The sequence below is a fragment of the Nonomuraea fuscirosea genome (assembly GCF_035917475.1).
GTDB lineage: Bacteria > Actinomycetota > Actinomycetes > Streptosporangiales > Streptosporangiaceae > Nonomuraea > Nonomuraea fuscirosea.
Map to the genome: position 1 here is coordinate 10,760,301 of NZ_CP109074.1, position 22,530 is coordinate 10,782,830.

The following is a 22,530-nucleotide window of genomic DNA, read 5'->3' on the forward strand; positions in this document are numbered from 1 at the left end:
TGGAGCGACCCCGATCCTCCATTCCCCTCGCCGCCGCGTCAACGGGCGCGGAAATCCCGGCTGAAACTTTCTCGTGACGGTGACACGCCGCTCCTGGCACCGGTCTCCGGGTGCGGGACGGACGGTTGCCTGGTGGCGGTGCGGGTGAGGTGCCGGATGACCGCTTCGGCCCGGTCCCGGTCGTACGGTGCGGCCAGACGGTCGGCGGCGGCCAGCGCGCGGTGAGCCGCCTTTTCGGCCGGCCCGTTTCTGCCCGCGACGGCCAGCACGAGCGCGCGGGCCCAGCCGATCCTGGCCGCGGCCCCCGGATTCCTGGCCTGGTACCTGGACAGGTGGCCGTGCAGGAGCCGCGCGGACGCCCGGTCCGGCGGGCCGGGCAGCGCCCAGAGCAGCTCCGCCAGCCCGGCCCAGCACTCCAGCATGCCGCGCTGCCCCGTCGGCAACCGCCCGGCCAGCACCAGCACTTCGGCCACCACTTCCCGCACCGCCACCGCGTCCTCCGTCACCAGGGGCGCGCCGCTCAGGGCACGAGCGCGCGGGCCGAACGCGTCGTCGGGGTGGTGGGTGCGCAGGTGCAGGCGGGCGGTGGCGGTGCGCAGGCGCATGTCCTGAATGGTGCGCATGACCGGGCCGTCCCGCAGCCCGAGCTCCTTCTGTCGGGTACGGCGGCGCTCGGTGGACGCCCGGGCCGCCTCCAGCACCCGCCGGATCCGTTCCGGAGCCATCCCGTCGATCCGCAGCATCGCCTCGACCTGGCCGGTCAGGCACCAGTGCCGGCCGATGTCGTCCCCGCCCACGCGCCTGGCCGCCTGCTCGGCCGTGTCCGCGAACAGCTCGGCCGCCGTTTCGAAGTCCCCCTGCCACAGCGCGGTCTCGGCGAGCATGCCCGTGCAGTTCTCCGCCACGCGCGGCGTCAGCGTCCTGGCGCGGCACTCGGTGAACGAACGCCTGGCCGCCTCGAACGCCCCCGCATAAAGCTGGTCGAGCCCGCGAGCCAGCCGGGCCCGGTGCGCGGTCTCCGCGGCGTGCCCGACCTCGGCCAGGGCGCGGTCCGCCAGCGTGGCGTAGCGGGTGGCGGTCCGGTGCAGGCCGGCGACGCGGGCGATGGTGGCGGCGTTGGCGTGGGCCTCGGCGCGCAGGGCGGGATCCCGGGTCCGTTCGGCGGCGTTGAGCTGGCGTAACGAGGCGGCCAGCATCGTGAGCAGGTCCTGCTGGTGGTACGCGAGCCTGGCCAGCATGGTCAGCGCCTGCGCGGCCTCCCGCCCACCGTTCTCCCGCCCACCGTCCTCCCGCTCGCGTCCGAGGCTGAGCAGGGGTGGGGTGAGGCGGTGCGCGGTCTGGCGGGTGGCCGCGGTCAGACAGGTGACGATCAGGCCGGTACGCGACTCGGGCAGCGGCTCGCCCAGCGTGTCCAGTGCCGCTCTGGCCAGCCGGGTGGCGTCCAGGTCGTTGGCCAGGTGGTGCTCGCTCGTCCCGGCCATCCACAGGTGCCGGGCCCGGAGCAGCCGGTTCTCGTGGGTGCCGTCGAGGTGCCGGCGCAGGATGGCCCTCGACTCCTCGTACAGGTGCAACCGCAGGCACAGCGTCCAGTAGCGGTCCAGGAAATCCGGATCACCGGACACGGTCCAGGCCGGCCTGATGTTGTCCAGCTCCGCCCCGAGCACGGCGGTGACCTCGGTGTCGGAGGCGTCCTGCAACGCGTCCGCGTGCCGGTCGAGCAGGCCGGCGAAGCAGGCGGCGTGACGTCTGCGCGCGGCCAGGAGGTCCGCCGGGCTCAGGTGTTCGGCGGCGAGCTGCTGGATCAGGGGGTGGATCACGTACCGGCCGGAGGAGGTCAGCCGGATCATGCTGTGATCGACCAGGCGGACCAGCACGCCGAGGCTGGTGCGGGCCACCTCCAGGGCCGCCTCCAGCGTGCACCCGCCGCCGAACACCGACAGCGCCGCCAGCGCCCGCTGCCCGTCCGGGTCGAGCAGCCGCCACGAGGTCTCGAAGACCGTACGCATGCAGGCGTGCCGAGGCCGGGTGGCGGGTCCGGCGGCCGACAGCAGCCCGGGGTCCGCGCCGAGGCGCCGGGCGAGGTCGGCGCAGGGCACGGCGCGCAGCAGGCCGGCCACCAGCTCGATGGCCAGGGGAAGGCCGCCGGTGGCCGCGCAGATCGCCGCCACCGGGGCCGCCTCGCGATCGGGGTCGAACGCCGGTCGTGCCGCCCGTGCCCGTACCGCGAACAGCGCCTCGGCGGCCGGTCCCGGCAGCCCTTCCACGGTGACCGTCGCCTGGCCGGGCAGGCTCAGCCGCCGCCTGCTCGTGGCGAGCACCCGTACGGAGGGGCCGGCGCGCAGGAGGGCGCCGATGACCGCGTCGAAGGCGGGCAGGTGTTCTAGGTTGTCGAGGACGAGCAGGAGTCGCCGGCGGCGGGCGGCGAGGTCGGCCAGGAGCAGGTCCAGGGCGGGACGCGGCGGCGCGAGATCGACGTCCAGGCGACGCGCCAGCGTGGTCACGGCCGCCTCGGCCCGCACTCCGGCGAACGACACGAAGACCGTCTCCCCGGGCGAGCCGTTCCCGCCGGGAGAGCCGTTTTCGCCGGCCGTCTTCGCGAGTGAGCCGTTTCCGCCGGCGTCCGGCGGGGTCGTGGGGCCGGCTCTGGGCTTCGAAGTCATGTCGGTACGGGGATCCGGGGCGATGGCGGCGATGGCGAGGCGGGTCTTGCCGATACCGCCGGGCCCGAGCAGCGTGATCAGCCGCTCGCGCGCCAGCAGCGCCCGCAGCGCGCCCACCTCGGCGTCCCGGCCGATCAGCTCCGTACCGGGCAGAGGCGGGCCGGGCCGGGCCGGAGCGCGGGGCGCGAGCTCCCGCCGCAGCGCCTGGGTCCGCGGCGCGGGGGCGACGCCCAGCTCGTCCGCCAGCCGCCGGCGCAGCTCGTCGTAGCAGGCCAGGGCGGCGGCCCGGTTCCCCGTCCCGGCCAGGGACGCCATGAGCACCCGGTACGCCTCCTCGTCGTACGAATCGAGCCCGGTCATGATGCGCGCCAGCCGCGTCACCTCGTCGGACGCCCCCGACCCCGGTGGCGGGAGCAGCGAGCGCAGCAGCGTGCGCATCCGCTGCCGTTCCGCGGCCACCCACTCGCCGAACGCCGGCGCGTCGCAGAACCCGACCCCGTCCATGAAGTCCCCGCGCCACAGCCGCAACGCCGTGGCCACGGCCGGGGCCCCGGACAACACCCGGTGGTCCACGAAGCACTCGCCGGCGTCGCGGAACCGTACGTGTCCACGGGTGATCTCCAGCCAGCCGCCCACCTCCGCGCGCAACTCGGACAGCGCCAGCCGCAGACTGCCCCTGGCGTTGGCCTCGGGACGCTCGCCCCACAGCAGCGTGGCCAGCGCGGAGCGCGGCTGAGGGCCGGTCGTGGTGGCGAGGTAGCAGAGCAGCGCGCGTGTCTTGGCGGAGCGGACGCGCAGGGGCGTCCCTCCGACGGACAGGTCCGGTGAGCCGAGCAGGAGCATGGTCAGCGACTGCCTCATAGCCGAGCAGGCTAGGCGCGAGCCGGCCGGATGACTGTTCGAAAAGGCACATACGGGGTGTGTTCTGCGTGACTCACCTGCGCGTTAACGGTGTGCTCACGGTGGCCTGGCCACTCTGATGCCGCGCTCCGCGACCTTCGCGGGGCGTTCGACATCAAGGAGAGACAGAGCATGCGCACTCCTCAACTGATCGCCGCACTCACTCTCGTCGCAGGCCTGGCCGGGCCGGCGGTGGCCGCCGCGCCGGCCTACGCCATGGCGTCCTCGTGCGTCGTGACGCTCTACGACATCGACCTCAGCAACCCCAGAGAGAAGGACGGCGTCGACGAGCTCCGCTTCAAGGTCGACGGGAACTGGTTCCCGCAGAACGGCCACTTCGACATGAGCACCGCGCGGCCGGACGGCGACCCGGCGGACTTCGGCTTCCCGTCGACCATCGTCCAGCGGCACGAGAACAAGTACTTCGAACTGCGCGAGGTCGACCCGCCGGTCATCACCGGCGGGCAGAACCTGGGCGAGGCGTGGGCCTTCGGCTACGACTGCGACGACCTCGGCGTCGGGGACATCCACATCGAGGACACCGTCCTGTCCAGCAACAAGTACGCCTACACGGTCAGGCTCAAGCTGACCGGCCAGTAACCGATCCTCTCCCGCCGATCGGCCGCCGCCGAGGTGGCCGATCGGCTCACGGCGTCAGCACCCGTTCCGGCGAGTCGAGCCAGATCGACTGACCGCCCTCAGGGGAGACGGTCATGCCGAACCGCTCGTGGCCGGGCTCGCCCCACGACACCCACCGGAAGTAGGCGTCCACCAGCTCCTCCCACAAGGGCCGGTCGCCCACCTGGTACACCTGGTGCACCCGCTCGCCGGGCCGGTGCACGGCCGCCGCCCACCGGCCCGGATCGGCGGGGTCGCGGACGTACACCGCGAACCGCTCTCCACAACCGGAACGCTACGGTCAGTGTGCGGTGAAGCTCAATGAGATTGCTTCAGATTTCTTCATGATCAGTGAGAGCACGATCGATGAGGCGGCGCGCCGCCTCGCCACGCACCGCCAGGGCAGGCGTACCGGGTGGTGCGGCGGCTTCGGGGGCCTTTATTGATGGCGTTCGATCTGGGAGTGTTCGAGCGTGGCTCTCACTCTGGCCGGGTGCCCCGTGCACGAGTTGCTTGAGCGGCAGTCCGCCAAGCTGGCCCGGCTGCTCGTGCGTGGGTTCGCCGAGCAGATTCCCGTCTATCGGCGGTTGCCGCAGGAGGAGCTTGACGGGGACATCACGGTCATCACCGAGCACAATCTGCGGCTGATCGCCCGGGTGTTCCGGGATCGGCGGCCGCCGGCCAGGGCTGATCTGGCGCCGTTGCGGGTGTCGGCGGTTCGGCGGGCGCAGGAGGGGGTGCCGCTGGAGGCGCTGCTCGCGGCCTATCACCTGGGGGCGCGGATGGTGTGCGAGCGGCTGTTCGCGCAGGCGCGGCCGGACGATCTGGGTGACGTGCTGGAGGCGAACCGGATCATCCTGCGGTACATGGAGTCCGTGACGGCCGCCGTGTGCACGGCGTACCTGGAGGAGCGGGAGAGTGTGCTCAGCCAGGAGCAGCACGCCATGCACGCCACCGTGGCGGCGCTGCTCGGCGGTGACCGGGCGGCGCTGGCGGGGATCCGGCTGGCGCCGCGCTACCTGGTGCTGGCCATCGCGGTGGGGCGGCATCCGGACGAGGACGGGCCGGGTGGGGCGGTGGCGGGGCGGCGCAAGCTGCACCGGATCAGGAGCGCCCTGCAGCGGCACGTGACCGAGCCCGTGCTGCCCGCGCTGGACACCTCGGGCGGGCTCGTGCTCCTTCCGCTGCAGGAGGCCGGCGATCCGGCGGTCGAGGAGCTGGCGGAGGCGGCGGGCCGGGCGGCGGGCGTGCCGGTGTGGCTGGCGGCCGAGCCGGCGCCGCCGGACGACGTGCCGGCGGCGGCGCGGCTGGCCGAGGAGGTGCTGGAGGTGGCCCGGGTCTTCGAGCAGCCGCCGGGCGCCTACCGGCTGGCCGACGTGCTGCTCGAATACCAGCTGACCCGGTCGAGTCAGGCCACGGCGCTGCTCGCGGGGCTGCTGGACCCGCTGCTCGACAATCCCGACCTGCTGCGGACGCTCACGGCGTACCTGGACACCGGGCTCGACCGGCGGCGCACCGCCGAGCTGCTGCACGTGCATCCGAACACCGTCGACTACCGGCTGCGCCGGGCCGCCACCCTGACCGGGCTCGATCCGATGGATCCGGCCCATCTGCAGCGGATCGGGGCCGCGCTGGCCGCCCGTCGCCTCACCGGATCCCGGTAAGGCTGCCGCCCCGGTTGATGTCGGTAGGGCCGCTGCTTCACGGGATCCCGTAAGGCTGCTGCTGGGGTTCAGCGGGCGCCGGTGACCGCTGTTGTCACGATGGTGGCGAAGTTGCGCATGCCGAGGGCGTTCGGGTGGAACGGGGCGGCGGGGGCGGCCGGGACGTAGGGCTCGATCCATCGCACGCCGGGCGACGCGCACGGGTCGTGTCCCGCGCTCGGAGCCTGCAGGTCGATGAAGCCCGCTCCGGCCGAGGCGGCCTGTTCGGCCAGCATCTGGTTGAAGTACATCAGCGTGGCCCTGATGTAGTTGGCGTCCGCGCGGATGATCGGCACGCGCGGGTAGCAGCCGTTCTGCCGCGCGTACGTGGCGTAGCCCACCACGAAGATCCGGGCCTGGGGGGCGCGGGCGCGGATGTCGGAGACCAGGGCGGTCAGGCGGGGGCGCAGGGCGTCGGTCGCGACCCGCCACTGATCCTGGCCGCCCGCGTTGTAGTCGTCGTTGCAGGCGTCGCCGATCGGGGGCGGCAGCAGGTTCAGGCAGTCCTCGATGAAGTCGGTCAGCCCGACGTCGTTGGCGCCGATCTGGACCGTGACGAGCGTCGTGTTCTGGCTGAGCGCGTCGAGCTGGGGCGCCACGTCGCCGAGTTCGGTGTCCTGCGACTCGTACATGTCGGTGGTCTTGGCGCCCGAGCACGTCACGTCGCGGAACGTGTTCGCGGCGATGGCCCGTGCGGTCAGGTGGGGGTAGTTGCGGTCGGAGCGCAGGCAGCCGTAGTCGGGGCCGATCTGGTTGGGCACCAGCGGGCCGGCGGCGGCCGAGTCGCCCAGCGCCACGTACACCTCGGCCAGGGCGGCGTGCGCGGGTGGCGGGGTGAGGCTGAGGACCAACCAGGCCGCGGCGAGGACACTGAGCGTTCTCCGCGCCCTTCGCCGGGCCGTGCTCCGGGCCGTTCGTGGCAGGCTGACCGTTCGCGCCATGAGGACTCCTTCGGGCAGAGGGTGGGGGGTGCGGAATCCGTGGGGCGGTCAGTGGCGGAAGGGGCCGGTCACCTCGTACGTGATGCCTCCGGTGCCGGCGGACTCGCCGCTGGTGCCGCGCTGGGAGGAGAAGTAGAGCCGGGTGCCGTCGGGGGAGAAGGCGGGGCCGGTGATCTCCGAGCTCGCGTGCCCGTCCAGGCGCATGATCGGGGCCACGACGCCGTCCGGCGTGATGATGTTGATCTCCATGTTGCCGCCGTCCTCGGCCACGTAGAGATCGCCCGACGGCCGGCCGGTGATGTTGTCGACGCCGTCGAGGGTGCCCGTGCCGTCGTAGATCGCGGTCACGGTCTGGCGGGCGGTGTCGTACGCCCAGACCCTGCGGTCCCCCTTCGCGGTGAAGTAGCAGACGCCGGCGGCGTAGTGGCAGCCCTCGCCGCCGTTGAAGTGCCTGGCCGCGGCCACCTGGTGCCTGGTCTGGCGTTCGAGCACGCCGGGCGAGGGGTCGGGGACCTGGCGCCACTCCACGGCACCGCCGCCGAGCCCGCAGAGCACGTCGAGCCGGCCGCTGGACAGATCACCCCAGGTCGTGGGCGTGAAGCGGTAGAAGCAGCCGTCGCTCTCGTCCTCGGTCAGGTAGATCACGCGGTGGTCGGGGTCGCACGCGGCGGCCTCGTGCTTGAAGCGGCCCATGGCCGGGCGGGCGCGGGCCGTCGTGCCGCCGAGCGGGTACGTCTCGTACACGCGGCCGCGGAAGATCTCCTCGCACGACAGCCAGGTCTGCCACGGGGTCGCGCCGCCGGCGCAGTTGATGTTCGTGCCGCTGAGGATCCGGTACGCGCGCTCCACGGACCCGTCGGCCCTGAACCTGATCGCCGAGGCGCCGCCGATCAGCGGCACCTCGGAGTTGGAGACGTAGATCCAGCCGGCGCCGTCGGCGAAGCAGGCGCCGCCGTCGGGGGCCGGATGCCACAGCGTGCCGCCGACCAGCCGGCCCGATCTGGCCACGACGCGGCCGGTGAAGCCGGCGGGTAACGCCATGCCGTTGGCGTCGGGGGCGCCGAGCGGCCCGTACGGGCTCGCCCCGGCGGACACCGACGAGATCGACGCCGCCGCCTCGTGCCACACCGCCCCCGAGAACGCCACCGCCACCGGCACGGACACGAGGAAGGTACGGCGGCGCATGACGGCTCCCCACTGGTCGCGGTTCGATTCGCAGACAAACGATGAGCCATGCTCGTCATTCTGTGAACTGGACCGTGGAGTAAATGTGAGCGGTCAAATCTGTGACGCCTCACAAAAGGCCGGGCGCAACTGTGCGTCAGGTGCCGCCCGGCCGCCGCGCCGGCTTTGGCCGGCACAGCGGCCGGACCAGCGCGTCAGGCGTCGCCCGGCCGCCACATCGGCCAGTACAGTGCGCCGTCCGGCAGCGCGAACGGCTGCCGGGGCTGGTAGCCGTGCCGTGCGTACAGGTCGCGGTTGCGCGGGTCGCTGGCCTCCACGTACGCTGGCGCGCCCGCCAGCCGGGCGTGCTGGTAGCGCAGCAGGGCCGTGCCCAGCCCCTGGTTCTGCCGGTCGGGATGGACCGCCAGGAAGACCAGATGGTGGTACGGAGGCTGCGGCCGGTTCTGCTCGGACAACTGGTCAAGGGTGCGGAAACGGTCGGCCCACTCGCCGGTGGCCTCGCTCAGCCGCCGGTCGTAGTCCGTCGGCGCGGGCAGCTCGGCCGTCCGCTCGAACCACACGGCGACCGCCTGGCCGTCGTCGGCGAGATGGACCTCACCGTGCTCAAGGGCGTGCTCGACGAAGATGCGATAGTCGGCGGCGAGGATCCGGTGCCGCGACCGGCGGTCGGGCACGAGGTAGGTCGAGCACCTCAGCCCGGCGAACGCGGTCGCGATCAGTTCGGCGGCGGCCGCTCCGTCGTCGGCCGTGGCCCTGCGGACGGTCACCCGCAGCGCGAAGGGTCCTCCTGATGTGCGGTCGATGACCGGCCATGCTTCGAATGTCTCTTTCACGAGGCCCAGGTCTCCTCTCATCAGTGGTGCGGTGTCCTGGGCGGTGGCCGCCTCGGCGTCCATCCCCACCATCGCAGCGTAAACGGAGCGCGGTCGGGAGCGCAGCACGAGGGTCCGCCCCGGCCGATCGCGCGGCGTGCGGCACGCGCTCGGCCGCCCGGCTGACGGGTCTCTTACGTGGTTGGGAGATCCACTTGTTCTGGCCTGGGGTAATCGGTGCCCGGGATCACGATCAGGAGGCACCGCGATGGCGGACTTTCCCATTGTTGTCGGTATAAATCGCACGCAGGATGGTTCCATCGCCGTCGCGGTGGGTGAGTCGGGCATGTACAGCCTGCAGAAGGAACGCGTCAGCCGCCGCGAGCACCACTGGGGCCGCCTCGGTGACCTGCCGGACCGGTACGTGCCCGCGATGCCGCTGCTGAAGGAGCGGGTCGACCTGGTCGTGGAGGGTTACGCCGCCGACACCGAGATCGAGCACGCGGGGGCGTACGAGCAGGAGACCCGTCAGGCCCTCGGCCTCGGGGACGAGACGCCGATCGTGATGGTCTCCTCCCATCTGTCCCACGTCTACGGCGCGTTCCACCCCTCGCCGTTCGCGGAGGCGGCGGGGCTGGTGATCGACGCGCGGGGCAGCCGGATCGGGGACCTCGTCGAGCAGGTCGAGCTGCCGCCCGACGCGGACGAGGACCTGCTGGAGGTGGCCTCCTACTACCGGTGCACGCGCGGGGGGATCGAGTGCCTGGCCAAGCAGTTCTGGGACGGCGACTGGGCCAGGCCCGCCGGGCTCGGCTGCTTCTACGCGCTGCTGGCCGAGATGACGTGGCCGGGCAGCGAGGGCGACGGGACCAAGGTGATGGAGCTGGCCCCGTTCGGCGACCCGGACGCGCTGGGTCTGCCCGACCTGGACGTACGCGGTCACGAGGTGCACATCCCGCCCGCCTGGACGGACCTGTTCCGGCGGGCCGGCGCGCCCGGGGAGGAGCCGGGAGACGACGTGTTCCGGCGCGCCGGTGCCTTCGGGGGCGCCTCGGGCCGCGAGGAGTTCCGGCGGGCCGGTGCTTTCGCGTACGAGCCGGGTGGTGAGGAGTTCCGGCGGGCGGCGAATCTGGCCGCCGCCGGTCGGCGGGCCTTCGAGCGGGCGCTGCTCCAGGTCGTCGCGTGGCTGCACGCCGAGACCGGCCTGGACGCGCTGGCGTTCTCCGGCGGTACGGCGCTGAGCGCCTCGGCCAACGGCCGGCTGACCCGTGAGTCGCCGTTCCGCGAGCTGTTCGTCCCGCCCGCTCCGCACGCCGGCGGCACGGCCGTGGGCTGCGCGCTGTACGGGCTGGCCGCCTGCCTCGGGGTGCGGCCGGGATTCCGCTGGACGGACGACTTCCTCGGCCCCGACCGGGACGACGACGACATCGAGGCCGCCGTCCGCGGTGTGCCCGGCGACCTGTACGTCGAGCGGCCCGCCGACCTGACGGCGACCCTGGTGACCTTGCTGGAGAGCGGCCGGGTGGTCGGCTTGTACCAGGGGCGCAGCGAGTCGGGGCCGAGGGCGCTGGGCCACCGCAGCATCCTCGGCGACCCGCGCGACCCCGACCTCCAGGACTACGTCAACTTCGAGGTGAAGGGCCGCGAGTGGTTCCGGCCGCTGGCGCCCGTGGTGCCGGCCGAGCACGCGGAACGGATCTTCGAGCTGGATCGGCCGTCCCCGTTCACGCAGTACGCCGCAGACGTCCGCCCGGAGCACCGTGACCTGCTACCGGGCATCACCCACGTGGACGGCACGGCCACACCCCAGACGGTCGAACGGGAGACCACGCCGTTCCTGCACGCCCTGCTGACCGCCTGGCACGCGCGCACGGGCACGCCGGTGCTGGCCAACGCCACGCTCTCCGGTCCGGGGGAGCCGCCGGCCGAGACGCCGGAGCACGCGATCCAGACCCTGCGCGAGACGGGCCTGCACGCGCTCGCGATGCCGCCGTACCTCATCCGCAAACGCGCGGAGCCGCCACTGCCGGGAGCGTGATCGCCGGGCTCGGCGCGCGACACGACGGCGCAGGTCAGACAGGTCTTGGGATTGTCGTCCCGGTCCCGGTACGGTCGATCCCATGCGCGTCTACCGAGCCGGATCCGTGACCCAGCTCACCCTGGCCGCGCTGCTCGCGCTGAGCGCCGGATGCGGCGGCGCGGCCGTGCCCGCCGCCCGTGAGGCGGCGCCGCCCGCGTCCCCGCCGCCGGCCGCCACTCCGGGGCTCCCGCTGGCGGGCAAGACCGTGGTGATCGATCCGGGGCACAACGGCGGCAACGCCGCGCATCCGGAGGAGATCAACCGGCTGGTCGACGTCATCACCGGTCGCAAGCCCTGCAACACCACCGGCACCCAGACCGACGCCGGTTTTCCCGAACACGCCTTCACCTGGGACGTCGCCGGCAAGCTGCGGCCCATCCTGGAGAAGATGGGCGCGAAGGTGGTGCTGACCAGGCCCAACGACAAGGGTGTGGGCCCCTGCGTCACCGAGCGGGCCGCGATCGGCAACGAGGCCAGGGCCGACGCGGTCGTGTCCATCCACGGCGACGGCGCGGCCCCGAGCGGGCACGGGTTCCACGTGATCATGCCGGGGCTGCTGCCCGGCCACAACGACGCCGTGGTGAAGCCCTCGCGCCGGCTCGGCCGGGCCGTCCGCGACGCCTACCGCAAGGGCACGGGCATGCCGTACGCCGACTACGTGGCGCGCAACGGCCTGCAGACCCGGGTCGACCTGGGCGGGCTCAACCTGTCGACGCAGCCGGCGATCTTCATCGAGTGCGGCAACATGCGTAATCCGGGCGACGCCGCCAAGATGTCCAGCCCCGCCTTCCGCAAGCGGATGGCCGCCTCCCTGGCCGACGGGGTCAGGAACTTCCTGAGCTAGCGTACGCGCGCAGGAACGCCGCGACGGCGGCCTGCGCGAGGTGCTCCAGGTCGGCTTCGGTGTAGTGGTCGGCGCCGCCCCAGAACATCGCCTTGTTCACCGGGATCCACAGCAGCAGGCCGACGAAGTGCTGCGCGGCCAGCTCCGGGTCGTCCGTGCGCAGCAGGCCGCGTTCGGCCAGCCGGGCGAAGCTGGCGGCCATGGTGCGCAGCGAGCGTTCGAAGCCCGCCTCGTACCAGGTGCGGCCGAGGTCGGGGAAGCGGTCGGCCTCGGCGACCACCAGCCGGCGCAGCCGCAGCACCTCGGGACGCATGAGCTCGCCGAGGAAGCGGCGGGCCAGCTCGCCGAGGTCCTTGTCCAGGTCGTCGCTGTCGTCGAGGGTCGCGGTGACCATCTTGGCCAGGCCCTCCACCTGGCCGGTGGTGTCCATGATGATGCTGGTGAACAGCTGCTCCTTGTCGGTGAAGTGCTTGTAGACGGTCTGCTTCGACACGGAGGCCAGCGCGGCCACCTCGTCCATGCTGGCGCCCACGTAGCCGTTGCGCAGGAAGACCGGGCGCGCGGCCTCCATGATCTGCCTGCGCTTGCGTGCCGTCCGGGTGTCCTCTTCCGCTGCCATGACCGCCCTCTCGTCGTCCGACGGAGACACAGTACTAGACAGTTCCGTACTGCTGTCAGTACTGTACCGTCTAGTTCCAACGACGAACGGGGATGAGAACACCATGAGTGACCTTCAGCGGCAGGTGCAGGAAGCCGCGGACAAGCTGGTCGAGTCCGGCGAGGAGCGCGGGCTCCAGGTGGCCGTCTACCGGGACGGCGTCCAGATCGTGGACGTGGTCGCCGGGGTGGCCGACCCCGAGACCGGCCGGCCGGTCACCTCCGACACGCCCTTCTACAACTTCTCGATCGGCAAGGGCGCCACCGCGACCGTCGCGCACGTGCTGGTGGAGAGAGGGCTGTTCGGCTATGACACGCCGGTGGCCGAGCTGTGGCCGGAGTTCGCGCGGCACGGCAAGCAGGGCGTCACCGTGCGGCACGTGCTCTCGCACACGGCGGGCGTGCCCGGCGTGCCGCTCGACACCACGCCCGAGGACATCTGTGACTGGGGCCGGATGACCGCCGCGCTGGAGGACGCCGAGCTGTGGTGGGAGCCGGGCAGCAAGGTCGGCTACCACGCCTACACGTTCGGGTTCCTGGTCGGCGAGATCGTCCGGCGGGCGACGGGTCAGCCCATCTCTCAGGTGCTGAAGGAGCAGGTGGCCGGGCCGCTGGGCGTGGCCGGCGAGCTCTACTTCGGGATGCCCGCGACGGAGCACGCCCGGCTGGCCAGGCTGGAGGACGCTCCCGTGGACATGTCGGCCTTCGGGGAGATGCCGGCGGACCTGCCGATGTTCAAGGCCGGGCCGATGACGCTGATGCCGAGCGCCGAGCTGGGCAGCCGCTCCGACTATCTGTCGGCCGACATCCCGGCGGGCGGCAAGACCTCCGCCAGGGCCATCGCGCGCATGTACGCGGCGCTGCTCGGCGAGGTGGACGGGGTGCGGCTGATCACGCCCGAGCGGCTGCGGGAGGCGACGGCCGTGGTGTCGAGCGGGACGGACGAGGTGTTCGGCATGCCGGTGACGTGGGGGCTGGGGTACGGCATCGGCGGGCCCGCCTCGACGGCGGAGCGGAGCCCGAGCGTGTTCGGGGTGCCTGGCGCGGGCGGCAGCGCGGCCTGGGCCGACACGGCCACGGGCACGGCGTTCGCGCTCACCAAGAACCGGCTCACCAACGACTTCACCGCGGCCGGCCTCTTCGCCGACCTGGTCTCCCGCGCTTCCTGACCGAGCTTCGCCGACCTGCTGGTCAGCCGTCGCGGCAGAGCGGTGAGCCGCCGACCACGCAAGCGATGTCGTCGAGCTCGCAGCTCAGCAGGGTGCCGTCCATTCCGAGCACGAGCACGAGGTCGCGCCGGTGGGAATGGGCCAGCACGACCCTGCCGACGACGCCGTTGTCCAAGATCACGGTGGGGCGGCCTGCCGCGTTGTCCATGCCCTCGTGACTCCTCTCAGGTCCGGAACGAGGCCCGCACCGGACCCGTCACCACCAGGATGCACAGGCTCGGGCCCTCCGCGCATCGGTCCGGCGGCTGTATTTCCGGTCCGTCCTGGGGAGGATGTTCGGGCGCCGGACCTCCTGCCTGGTCAACCGCGCGAGAACTTGTTCTATTTCGCCTGTCTGGGCAACCGAAGGAGATCCTCGGTCATCGGCGAGTAATATGACGTCCAAGTTGTTCGCGGCGGAGGGGGCGAAACACCGTGACCGAGCTAGAACGCGTTCCGCCCGGCGTCAACCCGAGGATACCGAGTTCGGCCAGGGTGTACGACTACCTCCTCGGAGGCAAGGACAACCTGGCGGTCGACCGCGCCGTGGCCGAGAAGCTGCTCGCGGTCGCCCCCGACACCCGCCTCGTGGCCAGGGCCAACCGCCGGTTCCAGATCGAGGCGGTCGGTCATCTGGCCGAGCGGGGCGTCAGGCAGTTCGTCGATCTCGGCACCGGCATCCCCACCGCGCCCAGCGTCCACGAGACCGTCCGCGCGGTGCACCCCTCCTGCCGGGTGATCTACGTGGACAACGACCCCGTGGTCCGCAGGCACGCCCAGGTGCTGCTGGCCGACGCCCCCGGCGTCGCCGCCGTCGAGGCCGACCTGCGCCGTCCTGCCGAGATCCTGGCCGACCCGCACGTCACCGGGCTGATCGACTTCGACCAGCCGGTGTGCGTGCTCATGGTCGGGGTGCTCCACTTCGTCATGGACCAGGAGGATCCCCTGGGGATCGTGGCGGCCTTCAGGAAGCACATGGTGGCGGGCAGCCATCTGGTGCTCTCGCACGCGATGGCGGAGAGCGCACCCGAGGCCGTCGCCCAGCTGCGGAAGGCCACGGCCGGTTCGCCGGCGCAGTCCAGTTTCCGCACGAGGGCGGAGGTGCTGCGCTTCTTCGACGGGTTCGAGCTGATCGGGCCTGGGTTCGTACCGGTCCAGGACTGGTGTGCCGATCCCGCCGAGGTGCGGGTGCCCTTCATGGACGCCCCGCCGCACCTGCTCGTGGAGGGCGGGGTCGGCCGGGTCAGAGCTTGATGCCCTGCACGATCTTGATCAGCTCGGTCTGGATGCCCTCGCTGGCGTGCACCGTGACGATGACGCCCCCGCGCTCGACCCATCCCGCGTACCGGCCGGTGCCGAGCGCGCCGTCGCTCCGCCTGACGAGCACCCGGCGCTCGCCGATCTTCATGCTCTTCTTTCCGCCCGTGAATCTGCCCTCCACCAGCGGGACCTTCTTCAGCTGCGTGCCGCTCCCGGCCTTCGGCCAGCACACCACCCGCACCCACAACGACCGGTGCGCGCGGTCGACGTCGTCACGGTCGTCGGACCAGCGGTAGCCGTACTCGGTGAGGCCGTGGTGCTTCGACGCCGTCACCTCGCCGTGGACGAAGCCCTTGGGCAGGTGGCCGACGCGGACCCCCTTGATCGCGGTGGCCCCCTTGGCCGGCCGGTCGGGCTCGGCGGGCTTGAGCGCCTTCGCCAGCGCGGCCTTGGGCGGGGCCGGGCAGGAGGGACGGGTCTCGGCCTGGGCGGGCAGGGCGATCAAGGCGGCGGCGACGGTGCCCGCGGAGAGGGCGGCCGGCAGGCGCGTGTTCTTCATGCCTGGTTGGACGTGATCATGCCGGGATAGGTTCAGTACGACTTCAGTTCGATGTGCGTGGCGTACTTGTCGGTCATCTTCATCATGATCCCGAGCAGGAACTTCGACTTGAACGTCCAGTTGCGCAGCAACATCCTGGCGCCGCCGCCGGGAGCCAGGAAGGGGCCGGCGTTGCCGTTCTCCGCGATCTTGGCGTACGGGCGCATCTGCCGCTCGTACTCGGCGAAGGCCGCGCGGTGGTTCCCGTTCGCCGCGGCCAGCTCGCCCGCCAGCACGTACGCGCCCACCATGGCCAGGCCGGTGCCGAAACCGCCCAGGGTGTTGCCGTACGCCGCGTCGCCGAGCAGCGCCACCCGGCCCGCGCTGTAGCGGTCGATCCTGACCTGGCTGAGCGAGTCGAGGTAGACGTCCTCGGCCTGGCTCACCGCCTTCATGACCTCCGAGGTACGCCAGCCCATGCCTTCGTACCGCCGCGCCAGGATGGCCTTCTGCTGCCCGGCGTCGTAGCGGTCGTACTCGAGCGGGCCGGAGGCGAACACGAAGAACGCGGTCGCCTTGGTCCCGCCGACCGTGACCATCCGGCCGGGCTCGTTGTACATGGTCGCCGACTGCCCGAAGTCCGCGCCCAGCTCGACCAGGGCGTAGTAGTGGCCGAGGAACTTGACGAAGTCGGCCTCGGGGCCGAAGGCCAGGCGGCGCACGTTGGAGTGGATCCCGTCCGCGCCCACGACCAGGTCGAAGGTGCGGGGGGCGGCACGTTCGAAGGTGACGTGCACGCCGGCCGGGGTCTCGGTGAGCGAGGTGATCGAGTCGCCGAAGACGTACTCGCAGTGGGGGGCGGTGCGCTCGTAGAGGAGCCTGGACAGGTCGCCGCGCCTGATCTCCAGGTCGCCGCCGGTGAACTCGCCGGGGATGACGGCCAGCACGCGGCCGTTCGCGTCCACGATCTCCTGGTCGGCGCCGCCGGTCTGCAGGCGGCGGACGTCGTCGAGGATGCCCATCCTGGTCAGCACGGTCTCGTGGGTCTCGCCCTTGAAGTCGACGGCCTGGCCGCCCTCGCGCAGGGTCCCGGCCTTCTCCACGACGGTGACCTTGAAGCCGTAGCGGATGAGCCAGTGGGCGAGGGCGGGGCCGCCGATGCTGGCGCCGGAGATGAGGACGTTCACGTTTCGCATGCCAGGAAGCCTCGCCGCACCCGCTGACAACCCGGCGACACCCGGCTGACAGCCCTGCCCCGCGCCGTCAGCGGTCCCTGTCGGCCGGTGGCGCCACGCCGGGCGGCGGCCACCGGCCGATGACGTCGCGCGTGGCGGTCGCTACCGGCAGGTGGTGCTGCGCAGGAGGGTTATGGCTTCGTCCCTGTTCATGGCCGCGCCGCTCGCGTACGCGGCCGCGAACGCGTCAGGGCCGAGGACGCGGGTGGCCTCGGCGGCGGTGGCGGCGACGTCGCGGTCGCCGACCACGGCCATGCCCCGCACCGCCGCTCCCACCCCGAGCAAGACCGCCGCCTGTGCCGCCGCCCGCCGCCGTTCGACGACCTCATCGCCCCCGTCCCGCTCCACGCCGGCGTCCGCCGTCGGGCCGCCAGGGTCGGGTACGTGGGTCGTGAGGACGTTCCCAGCCAGGCCCTCCGCCTGGTCGGGTACGCGGGCGGTGAGGACGTGCCCGGCCAGGCCCTCCGCCGCCTCGGCCAGGTCGTTGGCCAAGGGCGAGCGCAACGCGATGGCCACGGCCTCGGCGTGCATGCGCGCCGCTCGTTCCCCGTCGCCCTGGGCGGTCGCCAACCGGCCCAGCGCCGTGTGCACGCGTGACGTCGTCCCGCCGGCGGTGAACGTCCCGGCGTCCGAGCCGGACAGCGCCGCCTCAAGCCGCTCGGCCGCCCCGGCGAGGTCGCCCTGGAGCCGCAGCATGTCCCCCAGCTCCAGCCGCACCCAGGCCAGCAGCTCCGGCCGGCCCAGCCGGCGCTCCAGCTCGCCCGCCCGCTCGCAGTCGGCGCGGGCCGCCTCGGCGTTCCCCGACCGCCAGTGCGCGTTGCCGCGTCTGAGCAGGATGTCCGCCAGCTCGTCCAGCGCCCCGAGCTCCGCGACCATGGCGAGCGCCCGGTCCCACAGCTCCATCGCCCGGCCCCAGTCGCCGCGCCAGCTCGCGAGCAGGGCCAGCCAGTCGAGCGCCTGCCCGGTGCCCCAGCGCTCGCCCACCGCGCCGAAGTTCGCCAGCACCTCCTCCATCTCGCCTTCCGCCTCGGCGAGCCGGCCGTCGTGCAGGGCCATGAGGGCCAGGCCGAGCTGTTCGAGCGCCCGGCTCCACGGGTCGGCCCGCGAGATCCGCCGATCCCGCGCCGCCCCCACCCCACTCCTGGGCGGGCCGGCGATCATGCCCCAGAGCGCCACGCCGAACCGGTGCCGCAGCGGCCGGTCGAGCGCCTCGACGATGGTGCGCGCCCGTTCCCAGTGCGGCGAGCCGGCAGCGGGTACGGCGTGCAGCACGGCCAGCACGTACTCCTCGGCCAGCTCGTCCCCCGGCTCGGGGCCGTCGAGCAGGCGTTCGGCGTGCCGGGTGGCCTGGCCGCGCCGCCCGCTCAGCCACCAGTACATGGCCAGCGCCGTCATCAGCCGGAACGCGGTCGGCCTGTCGTGCTCGACGCCCCAGCGCAGCGCCGCCTGCACGTTGGCGTTGTCGGCGGACAGCCGGGCCAGCCACTCCAGCTGCTCGGCCCGGTGGAGGTGGTCGTCGGCGCGCCGGGCGTACGCAAGGAACCAGGCCGCGTGCGCCCGCCGCAGCGCCTCCTCCTCACCCGCCTCCGCCAGCCGTCCGGCGCAGAACAGGCGGATGGTGTCGAGCATCTGGTAACGCTCGCCGTCGGTCTCGACGAGTGATTTGTCCACCAGATCAGCCAGCACCTCGGCCAGGTCCTCCGGCTCCACCGGCTCGACCACCTGGGCGGGCCAGGGTGCGCGCGTGGCGCAGACGTGTTCGACCGCCTCCAGGGTCGCGCCGCCGCTGAACACCGAGAACCGCCTGGCCAGCGCCTGCTCCCTGGCGTCCAGCAGGCTCCAGCTCCACTCCACGACCGCGTGCAGCGTCTGGTGGCGCGCCGCCGCCGTACGGTCACCGCGCGAGAGCAACCGGAACCGGCCGTGCTCGGCCAGCCGGTCGGCGATCTCCGCCACGCCGAACGTGCGCACCCGCGCCGCCGCCAGCTCGATGGCGAGGGGCAGGCCGTCGAGCGCCGCGCAGATCCGCAGCACCGCCGCCAGGGTGCCGGCATCGAGCGTGAACCCCTGCCGTACGGCCGCCGCCCGGTCCGCGAACAGCCGGACCGCCGGATAGCCGGCGGGGTCGGCCTCGCCCAGCGGCGGGGTGGGGAGGGGCGCGAGCGGGACCAGCTGCTCGCCGGTGAGGCCGAGCGGCTCCCTGCTGGTGGCCAGGACGCGCAGGCCGGGGCAGCGGGCGAGCAGGCGGCGGGTGAGCGCGGCGGCTCCGGCGATCACGTGCTCGCAGTTGTCCAGGATGAGCAGCACGTCCTGTTCGGCCAGCGCGGCGACCAGGCGGTCCGCGGGGTCGGGCCCGCCGGCGGCGGGCGGCTTGAGCGCGGACTCGCGCAACCCGAGCGCGCCGAGCACAGCCTGAGCGACCTGTGCCACCTGAACGGCCTGAGCCGCCTCGGCCGCCTGCGCCCCTTGAACCGCCTGCGCCCCTTGAACCGCCTGAGGTGACGCCGCCTGAGGTGACGCCGCCTGAGCTGGTGCCGCCTGCCCGGCCCCGCCGTCCGCGATCGACAGGTCCACGAACGCCGGCCCGCCGTCGCGTGCGGAGCGGGTGGCGGACTCGATGGCGAGGCGGGTCTTGCCGGTGCCGCCCGGCCCGACGATCGTCACCAGGCGGGCCTCGCGCAGCGCGTCCAGGCGGGCCAGTTCCGCCTCGCGGCCCACGAAGCTGGTGAGCTGCGCCGGCGGCGGCACCCGCGCGCTGCTCTCCCGTTCCCCGCGCAGGATCTCCAGGTGCAGGGCGGCCAGCTCGGGCGAGGGGTCGGCGCCCAGCTCGTCGGCCAGCAGCCGCCGGCCCTCGTCGAAGACCGCCAGCGCCTCCGCCTGCCGTCCGGCCGCGTGCAGCGCGCGCATCAGCAGCCCGCGCGCCCGCTCCCGCAGCGGCTGCGCGGCCACGAGCTCACGCAGCCCGCCCACCGGGCTGGCCGAGGGAAGGGACAGCTCGGCCTCGAACAGGTCCTCGGTGGCCGCCAGCCGCAGCTCCTCCAGCCGGACGGCCTGCGGCGGCGCGAACGGCGCCTCGGCCACGTCCGCGAACGCCGGCCCGCGCCACAGCTCCAGGCCCTCCCTGAGCACGGCGGCGGCGGCCGAGTGCCGGCCCGCGGCCAGCAGCCCGCGCCCCTCGCGGGACAGCCGCTCGAACCGGTGCGCGTCCACGCTGTCCCTGTCGACCGCCAGCCGGTAGCCGGAGCCGTGGAACTCGATCAGGTCCGCGGGCAGATTGCGCCGCAGGCGGGAGACCTGCGCCTGGACGGCGTTGGCCGCGCCGGAAGGGGGCCGGTCGCCGTACTGGCCGTCGATGAGACGTTCGATGCTGACCAGCCGGCCCGCGTCGAGCAGCAGCATCGCGAGCAGCGCACGCGGACGCGGCCCGCCGACGGCGAGCGGGTCACCGGCGGGCTGCCGGACCACGAGCGGGCCGAGAACGCCGAACTGCACGCCCCGATTGTCCCGCACGTCACCGGCGGAAAGGGAAACCCGCTTGCTGTCTACAGATGTAGACATCGTCCGGGGTAAGCTGACCCGCATCATGGAAAGCACGCTGGGGCTGCGCGAACGCAAGAAGGCCGAGACCCGCCAGGCCGTCCACGAGGCGGCCCTGCGGCTGGTCGTCGAGCACGGGCTCGACGCCGTCACGGTCGAGTCGATCGCCGACGCGGCGAACATCTCGCGGCGGACGTTCTCCAACTACTTCTCCGGCAAGGAGGACGCCCTGCTCTACGGCGAGGAGCAGCGCATCCTGACCCTGGTGGTGCGGGTGCGGGCGCAGCCGGAGGGGATGCCGGCCTGGCAGGCGCTGCGCGTGGCGATCGAGGAACTGCAGCGGGAGGAGGGGGAGCCGGAGCGCGAGTGGGCGCTGCGGACCCGGCTGGCCAAGCGGCACCCCTCGCTGCTCGCCCGGCAGCTGGCGAACCACGCCGCCCTGGAACGAGACCTCTCGGCGGCCGTCGCCGAGCGGTTCTGCCCGGTCTCGCCCCAGGTGCTGGCGGCGGCCTTCCTGGTGGGGCTCCGGCTGGCCACGCACGTGTGGACCGAGGAGGAGCAGGCCCGCACGTTGCGCGAGGTCATCGACGAGACACTCGACCAGATCGCCCAGCCGTTCGCCTGACGCACGAGGACCCTCACCACGAGGACCCCCACCACAAAGGGTGAGGGTCCTTCAACGGGTCAGGCCGGCAGGTTCCACTTCTGCGGGTCCAGGCCGTTGCAGTCGTAGATCTGCAGCTTGGTGCCGTTGGCGGTGGCGCCGCTGGGCGCGTCGAGGCAGCGGCCCGACTGCGGGTTCAGCAGCGAGCCGTCGGCCTGGGGCACCCATCGCTGGCCGCCGTTGGCGTTGCACTCCCAGAGCTGCACCTTGGTGAAGTTGGCGGTGCCGTTGGCGTCGATGTCCAGGCACTTGCCGAAGGCGCGCAAGGTGCCGTCGGGGTGCCTGGACCAGCGCTGGCCGGTGGCCACGCCGCAGTCCCAGAGCTGGGCGGCGTTGCCGTTGGCGTTCGTGTTGGTGTCCACGTCCAGGCACTTGCCGGCGCCGGCCGGGCCGGTGATCTGGCCCGCCCGGCCCGGCAGGGTGCCGATGCCGTACCTGACCTGACACTGGTTGCCGGTGAGGTGGGTGGCGGCCAGGTAGAGGAAGTCGGTGCCGTTCGCGGAAGGCACGATCGGAGAGCTGTAGCCGGGACAGGACGGCACGCCGGGGGCGTAACCGCCGGTGGGCGAGATGTGCACCGGCGCCTCGATCTCGGTCCACGCGCCGGCGCCCAGGTTGGTGTTGGCGAACAGGACCTGGCCCGACTCGCCGAGCACGGTCTTGTTGCCGGTCGGACCGGCGACGACGCGCTGTCCTGACAGCAGCAGCGTGCCGTTGGCCCCGCCGCCCGGCAGCCAGGCGACGTACGGGGTGTGCAGCAGCTCACGCTGGTCGGACGTACGCACGAGCGTGCCCGCGCCCGAGCCCCAGGACAAGCCGTTGGAGCTGGTCTTGGTGTAGACCTCGCAGGCGTGGTCGGCGTTGGTGGCGTCCCGGCACAGCTCGTACGCCATCAGGAACGTGCCGTTCGGCAGCGCCGCCACGATCGACATGCCGGGCCTGGCCAGGTTGTCGGCGGGGAAGACGACGTCCTGCGTCATCGTGGCGCTCCACGACTGACCCCCGTCGCCGGAGGTGTAGTGGCCGATGACCTGGTTGTTCGTGGGGGAGTTCGCGGGCCGCTCGTCGGAGATGAAGCAGGCCAGCGTGTTGCTCGGGGTCAGCAGGAACCACGGCTCCCAGATGCCGTGCCCGATGCTGTTCGGCTGGCCGCTGGTCTGGGTGCAGTTCGACAGGTACGTCCACGTCACGCCGTGGTCGGTGCTCTTGAACACCTCGACCTTCTGGGCGGTGAAGTTCCCCTCGGCCCAGGCCGTGCCCGAGGCCAGCAGGTCGCCCTGGTCGAGGCCGTTCGCGGTGCGCGGCACCTCGTACAGGACGGGGGCGCCGAGGTCCCAGCCCGGCGTGTTCGAGGTGATCGTGGAGATGGGGTTCGCCGACCACGTACGCCCGCCGTCGGTGCTGCGGTGGATCGGGAACGACGCGCGCGCGTTGTGTCCCCGGCGGGCGTAGGTGGCCAGCATGGTCTCGTTCGGCGAGCCGTCATGGTCCAGCCGGATCGCCCTCGGGTAGCTGGCGTCGCCCTGGGGGAAGGCGGACAGGTTCGGGGAGTAGAGCACCTGGCCGGCGGGCGCGGCCGAGGCGGTGCCCGCCATCGGGCCGCTAAGCCCGACGAGACAGGCGGCGGTCAGGGCTAAGGCGGACAGGATCCGGGTGGGGGGTGTGAATCGCACTGATTGCTCTCCTCA

The 22,530-nt window shown here is 72.8% G+C and carries 19 protein-coding genes; 8 read left to right on the top strand and 11 right to left on the bottom strand.

Features of this window, described 5'->3' with window-relative positions; all coding sequences use genetic code 11:
* Window positions 1–38: 38 nt before the first annotated feature.
* Complete coding sequence (locus OIE67_RS49570) at window positions 39–3,521, bottom strand: ATP-binding protein (RefSeq protein WP_326633746.1); 3,483 nt, start codon at window positions 3,519–3,521, stop codon at window positions 39–41.
* A gap of 171 nt (window positions 3,522–3,692) precedes the next feature.
* On the opposite strand from OIE67_RS49570, the gene OIE67_RS49575 reads away from it, so the two are divergent.
* Entirely contained in the window at window positions 3,693–4,160 is a 468-nt protein-coding gene (locus tag OIE67_RS49575) for a hypothetical protein (RefSeq protein ID WP_326633748.1), read from the top strand.
* Window positions 4,161–4,206: 46 nt separating this feature from the next.
* Here the strand turns inward: OIE67_RS49575 and OIE67_RS49580 are convergent, their stop codons facing one another.
* On the bottom strand, window positions 4,207–4,446 hold the full coding sequence (locus OIE67_RS49580; protein WP_326633750.1) for a hypothetical protein: 240 nt from the start codon (window positions 4,444–4,446) through the stop codon (window positions 4,207–4,209).
* Window positions 4,447–4,489: 43 nt separating this feature from the next.
* On the opposite strand from OIE67_RS49580, the gene OIE67_RS49585 reads away from it, so the two are divergent.
* Entirely contained in the window at window positions 4,490–4,624 is a 135-nt protein-coding gene (locus OIE67_RS49585; protein WP_326633753.1) for a hypothetical protein, read from the top strand.
* Window positions 4,625–4,651: 27 nt separating this feature from the next.
* Window positions 4,652–5,842, top strand: coding sequence for a PucR family transcriptional regulator (locus OIE67_RS49590; RefSeq protein WP_146178227.1), 1,191 nt, complete (start codon window positions 4,652–4,654; stop codon window positions 5,840–5,842).
* 68 nt (window positions 5,843–5,910) lie between these two features.
* Here OIE67_RS49590 and OIE67_RS49595 read toward each other — a convergent pair whose 3' ends face one another.
* From OIE67_RS49595 to OIE67_RS49605, 3 genes are all read right to left on the bottom strand, one after another.
* A complete protein-coding gene (locus tag OIE67_RS49595; RefSeq protein WP_326633756.1) occupies window positions 5,911–6,822 on the bottom strand; it encodes an SGNH/GDSL hydrolase family protein in 912 nt (303 codons plus the stop codon).
* 48 nt (window positions 6,823–6,870) lie between these two features.
* On the bottom strand, window positions 6,871–8,007 hold the full coding sequence (locus OIE67_RS49600; protein ID WP_326633758.1) for an alkaline phosphatase PhoX: 1,137 nt from the start codon (window positions 8,005–8,007) through the stop codon (window positions 6,871–6,873).
* Window positions 8,008–8,201: 194 nt separating this feature from the next.
* Window positions 8,202–8,840, bottom strand: coding sequence for a GNAT family N-acetyltransferase (locus OIE67_RS49605; RefSeq protein ID WP_326633760.1), 639 nt, complete (start codon window positions 8,838–8,840; stop codon window positions 8,202–8,204).
* Between the two features lie 325 nt (window positions 8,841–9,165).
* On the opposite strand from OIE67_RS49605, the gene OIE67_RS49610 reads away from it, so the two are divergent.
* Together OIE67_RS49610 and OIE67_RS49615 are read left to right on the top strand one after the other, a co-directional pair.
* On the top strand, window positions 9,166–10,857 hold the full coding sequence (locus OIE67_RS49610) for a carbamoyltransferase C-terminal domain-containing protein (protein ID WP_326633763.1): 1,692 nt from the start codon (window positions 9,166–9,168) through the stop codon (window positions 10,855–10,857).
* Between the two features lie 82 nt (window positions 10,858–10,939).
* Window positions 10,940–11,743, top strand: coding sequence for an N-acetylmuramoyl-L-alanine amidase (locus OIE67_RS49615; RefSeq protein ID WP_326633765.1), 804 nt, complete (start codon window positions 10,940–10,942; stop codon window positions 11,741–11,743).
* Here OIE67_RS49615 and OIE67_RS49620 read toward each other — a convergent pair.
* Window positions 11,724–12,362: a TetR/AcrR family transcriptional regulator gene (locus OIE67_RS49620; RefSeq protein ID WP_106241206.1), complete on the bottom strand. Its 639-nt coding sequence runs from the start codon at window positions 12,360–12,362 to the stop codon at window positions 11,724–11,726. The genes OIE67_RS49615 and OIE67_RS49620 overlap by 20 nt on opposite strands.
* Window positions 12,363–12,465: 103 nt before the next feature.
* Here OIE67_RS49620 and OIE67_RS49625 point away from each other — a divergent pair, with 103 nt between their 5' ends.
* On the top strand, window positions 12,466–13,569 hold the full coding sequence (locus OIE67_RS49625) for a serine hydrolase domain-containing protein (protein ID WP_326633768.1): 1,104 nt from the start codon (window positions 12,466–12,468) through the stop codon (window positions 13,567–13,569).
* A gap of 22 nt (window positions 13,570–13,591) precedes the next feature.
* Here the strand turns inward: OIE67_RS49625 and OIE67_RS49630 are convergent, their stop codons facing one another.
* Window positions 13,592–13,777, bottom strand: a complete 186-nt coding sequence (locus tag OIE67_RS49630) for a hypothetical protein (protein WP_106241211.1) — start codon at window positions 13,775–13,777, stop codon at window positions 13,592–13,594.
* A 266-nt stretch (window positions 13,778–14,043) separates the two neighbouring features.
* Here OIE67_RS49630 and OIE67_RS49635 point away from each other — a divergent pair, with 266 nt between their 5' ends.
* A complete protein-coding gene (locus OIE67_RS49635) occupies window positions 14,044–14,862 on the top strand; it encodes an SAM-dependent methyltransferase (protein WP_326633771.1) in 819 nt (272 codons plus the stop codon).
* Here the strand turns inward: OIE67_RS49635 and OIE67_RS49640 are convergent.
* The 3 genes from OIE67_RS49640 to OIE67_RS49650 form a co-directional block, all read right to left on the bottom strand.
* Window positions 14,852–15,427 carry a hypothetical protein gene (locus OIE67_RS49640; RefSeq protein WP_326633773.1) on the bottom strand — a complete coding sequence of 192 codons (576 nt, stop codon included), beginning with the start codon at window positions 15,425–15,427 and terminating at the stop codon, window positions 14,852–14,854. The genes OIE67_RS49635 and OIE67_RS49640 overlap by 11 nt on opposite strands.
* Window positions 15,428–15,459: 32 nt before the next feature.
* Window positions 15,460–16,602 (bottom strand): FAD-dependent monooxygenase, encoded by a 1,143-nt coding sequence (locus OIE67_RS49645; protein ID WP_326633775.1) that lies wholly within the window; start codon window positions 16,600–16,602, stop codon window positions 15,460–15,462.
* A gap of 141 nt (window positions 16,603–16,743) precedes the next feature.
* On the bottom strand, window positions 16,744–20,133 hold the full coding sequence (locus OIE67_RS49650; protein ID WP_326633777.1) for a BTAD domain-containing putative transcriptional regulator: 3,390 nt from the start codon (window positions 20,131–20,133) through the stop codon (window positions 16,744–16,746).
* Window positions 20,134–20,224: 91 nt separating this feature from the next.
* Here OIE67_RS49650 and OIE67_RS49655 point away from each other — a divergent pair, with 91 nt between their 5' ends.
* On the top strand, window positions 20,225–20,803 hold the full coding sequence (locus tag OIE67_RS49655) for a TetR/AcrR family transcriptional regulator (protein WP_326633779.1): 579 nt from the start codon (window positions 20,225–20,227) through the stop codon (window positions 20,801–20,803).
* Window positions 20,804–20,862: 59 nt separating this feature from the next.
* Here the strand turns inward: OIE67_RS49655 and OIE67_RS49660 are convergent, their stop codons facing one another.
* Window positions 20,863–22,515, bottom strand: a complete 1,653-nt coding sequence (locus OIE67_RS49660) for a ricin-type beta-trefoil lectin domain protein (RefSeq protein WP_326633781.1) — start codon at window positions 22,513–22,515, stop codon at window positions 20,863–20,865.
* Window positions 22,516–22,530 lie beyond the last annotated feature (15 nt).

Excerpts from the sequence above, each read along its gene's own strand:
- OIE67_RS49645 (WP_326633775.1), bottom strand. The coding sequence starts at position 16,602 with ATGCGAAACGTGAACGTCCTCATCTCCGGCGCCAGCATCGGCGGCCCC.
- OIE67_RS49600 (WP_326633758.1), bottom strand. The coding sequence starts at position 8,007 with ATGCGCCGCCGTACCTTCCTCGTGTCCGTGCCGGTGGCGGTGGCGTTC.
- OIE67_RS49615 (WP_326633765.1), top strand. The coding sequence starts at position 10,940 with ATGCGCGTCTACCGAGCCGGATCCGTGACCCAGCTCACCCTGGCCGCG.
- OIE67_RS49640 (WP_326633773.1), bottom strand. The coding sequence starts at position 15,427 with ATGAAGAACACGCGCCTGCCGGCCGCCCTCTCCGCGGGCACCGTCGCC.
- OIE67_RS49630 (WP_106241211.1), bottom strand. The coding sequence starts at position 13,777 with ATGGACAACGCGGCAGGCCGCCCCACCGTGATCTTGGACAACGGCGTC.
- OIE67_RS49610 (WP_326633763.1), top strand. The coding sequence starts at position 9,166 with ATGTACAGCCTGCAGAAGGAACGCGTCAGCCGCCGCGAGCACCACTGG.
- OIE67_RS49570 (WP_326633746.1), bottom strand. The coding sequence starts at position 3,521 with ATGAGGCAGTCGCTGACCATGCTCCTGCTCGGCTCACCGGACCTGTCC.
- OIE67_RS49620 (WP_106241206.1), bottom strand. The coding sequence starts at position 12,362 with ATGGCAGCGGAAGAGGACACCCGGACGGCACGCAAGCGCAGGCAGATC.
- OIE67_RS49575 (WP_326633748.1), top strand. The coding sequence starts at position 3,693 with ATGCGCACTCCTCAACTGATCGCCGCACTCACTCTCGTCGCAGGCCTG.
- OIE67_RS49595 (WP_326633756.1), bottom strand. The coding sequence starts at position 6,822 with ATGGCGCGAACGGTCAGCCTGCCACGAACGGCCCGGAGCACGGCCCGG.
- OIE67_RS49655 (WP_326633779.1), top strand. The coding sequence starts at position 20,225 with ATGGAAAGCACGCTGGGGCTGCGCGAACGCAAGAAGGCCGAGACCCGC.
- OIE67_RS49625 (WP_326633768.1), top strand. The coding sequence starts at position 12,466 with ATGAGTGACCTTCAGCGGCAGGTGCAGGAAGCCGCGGACAAGCTGGTC.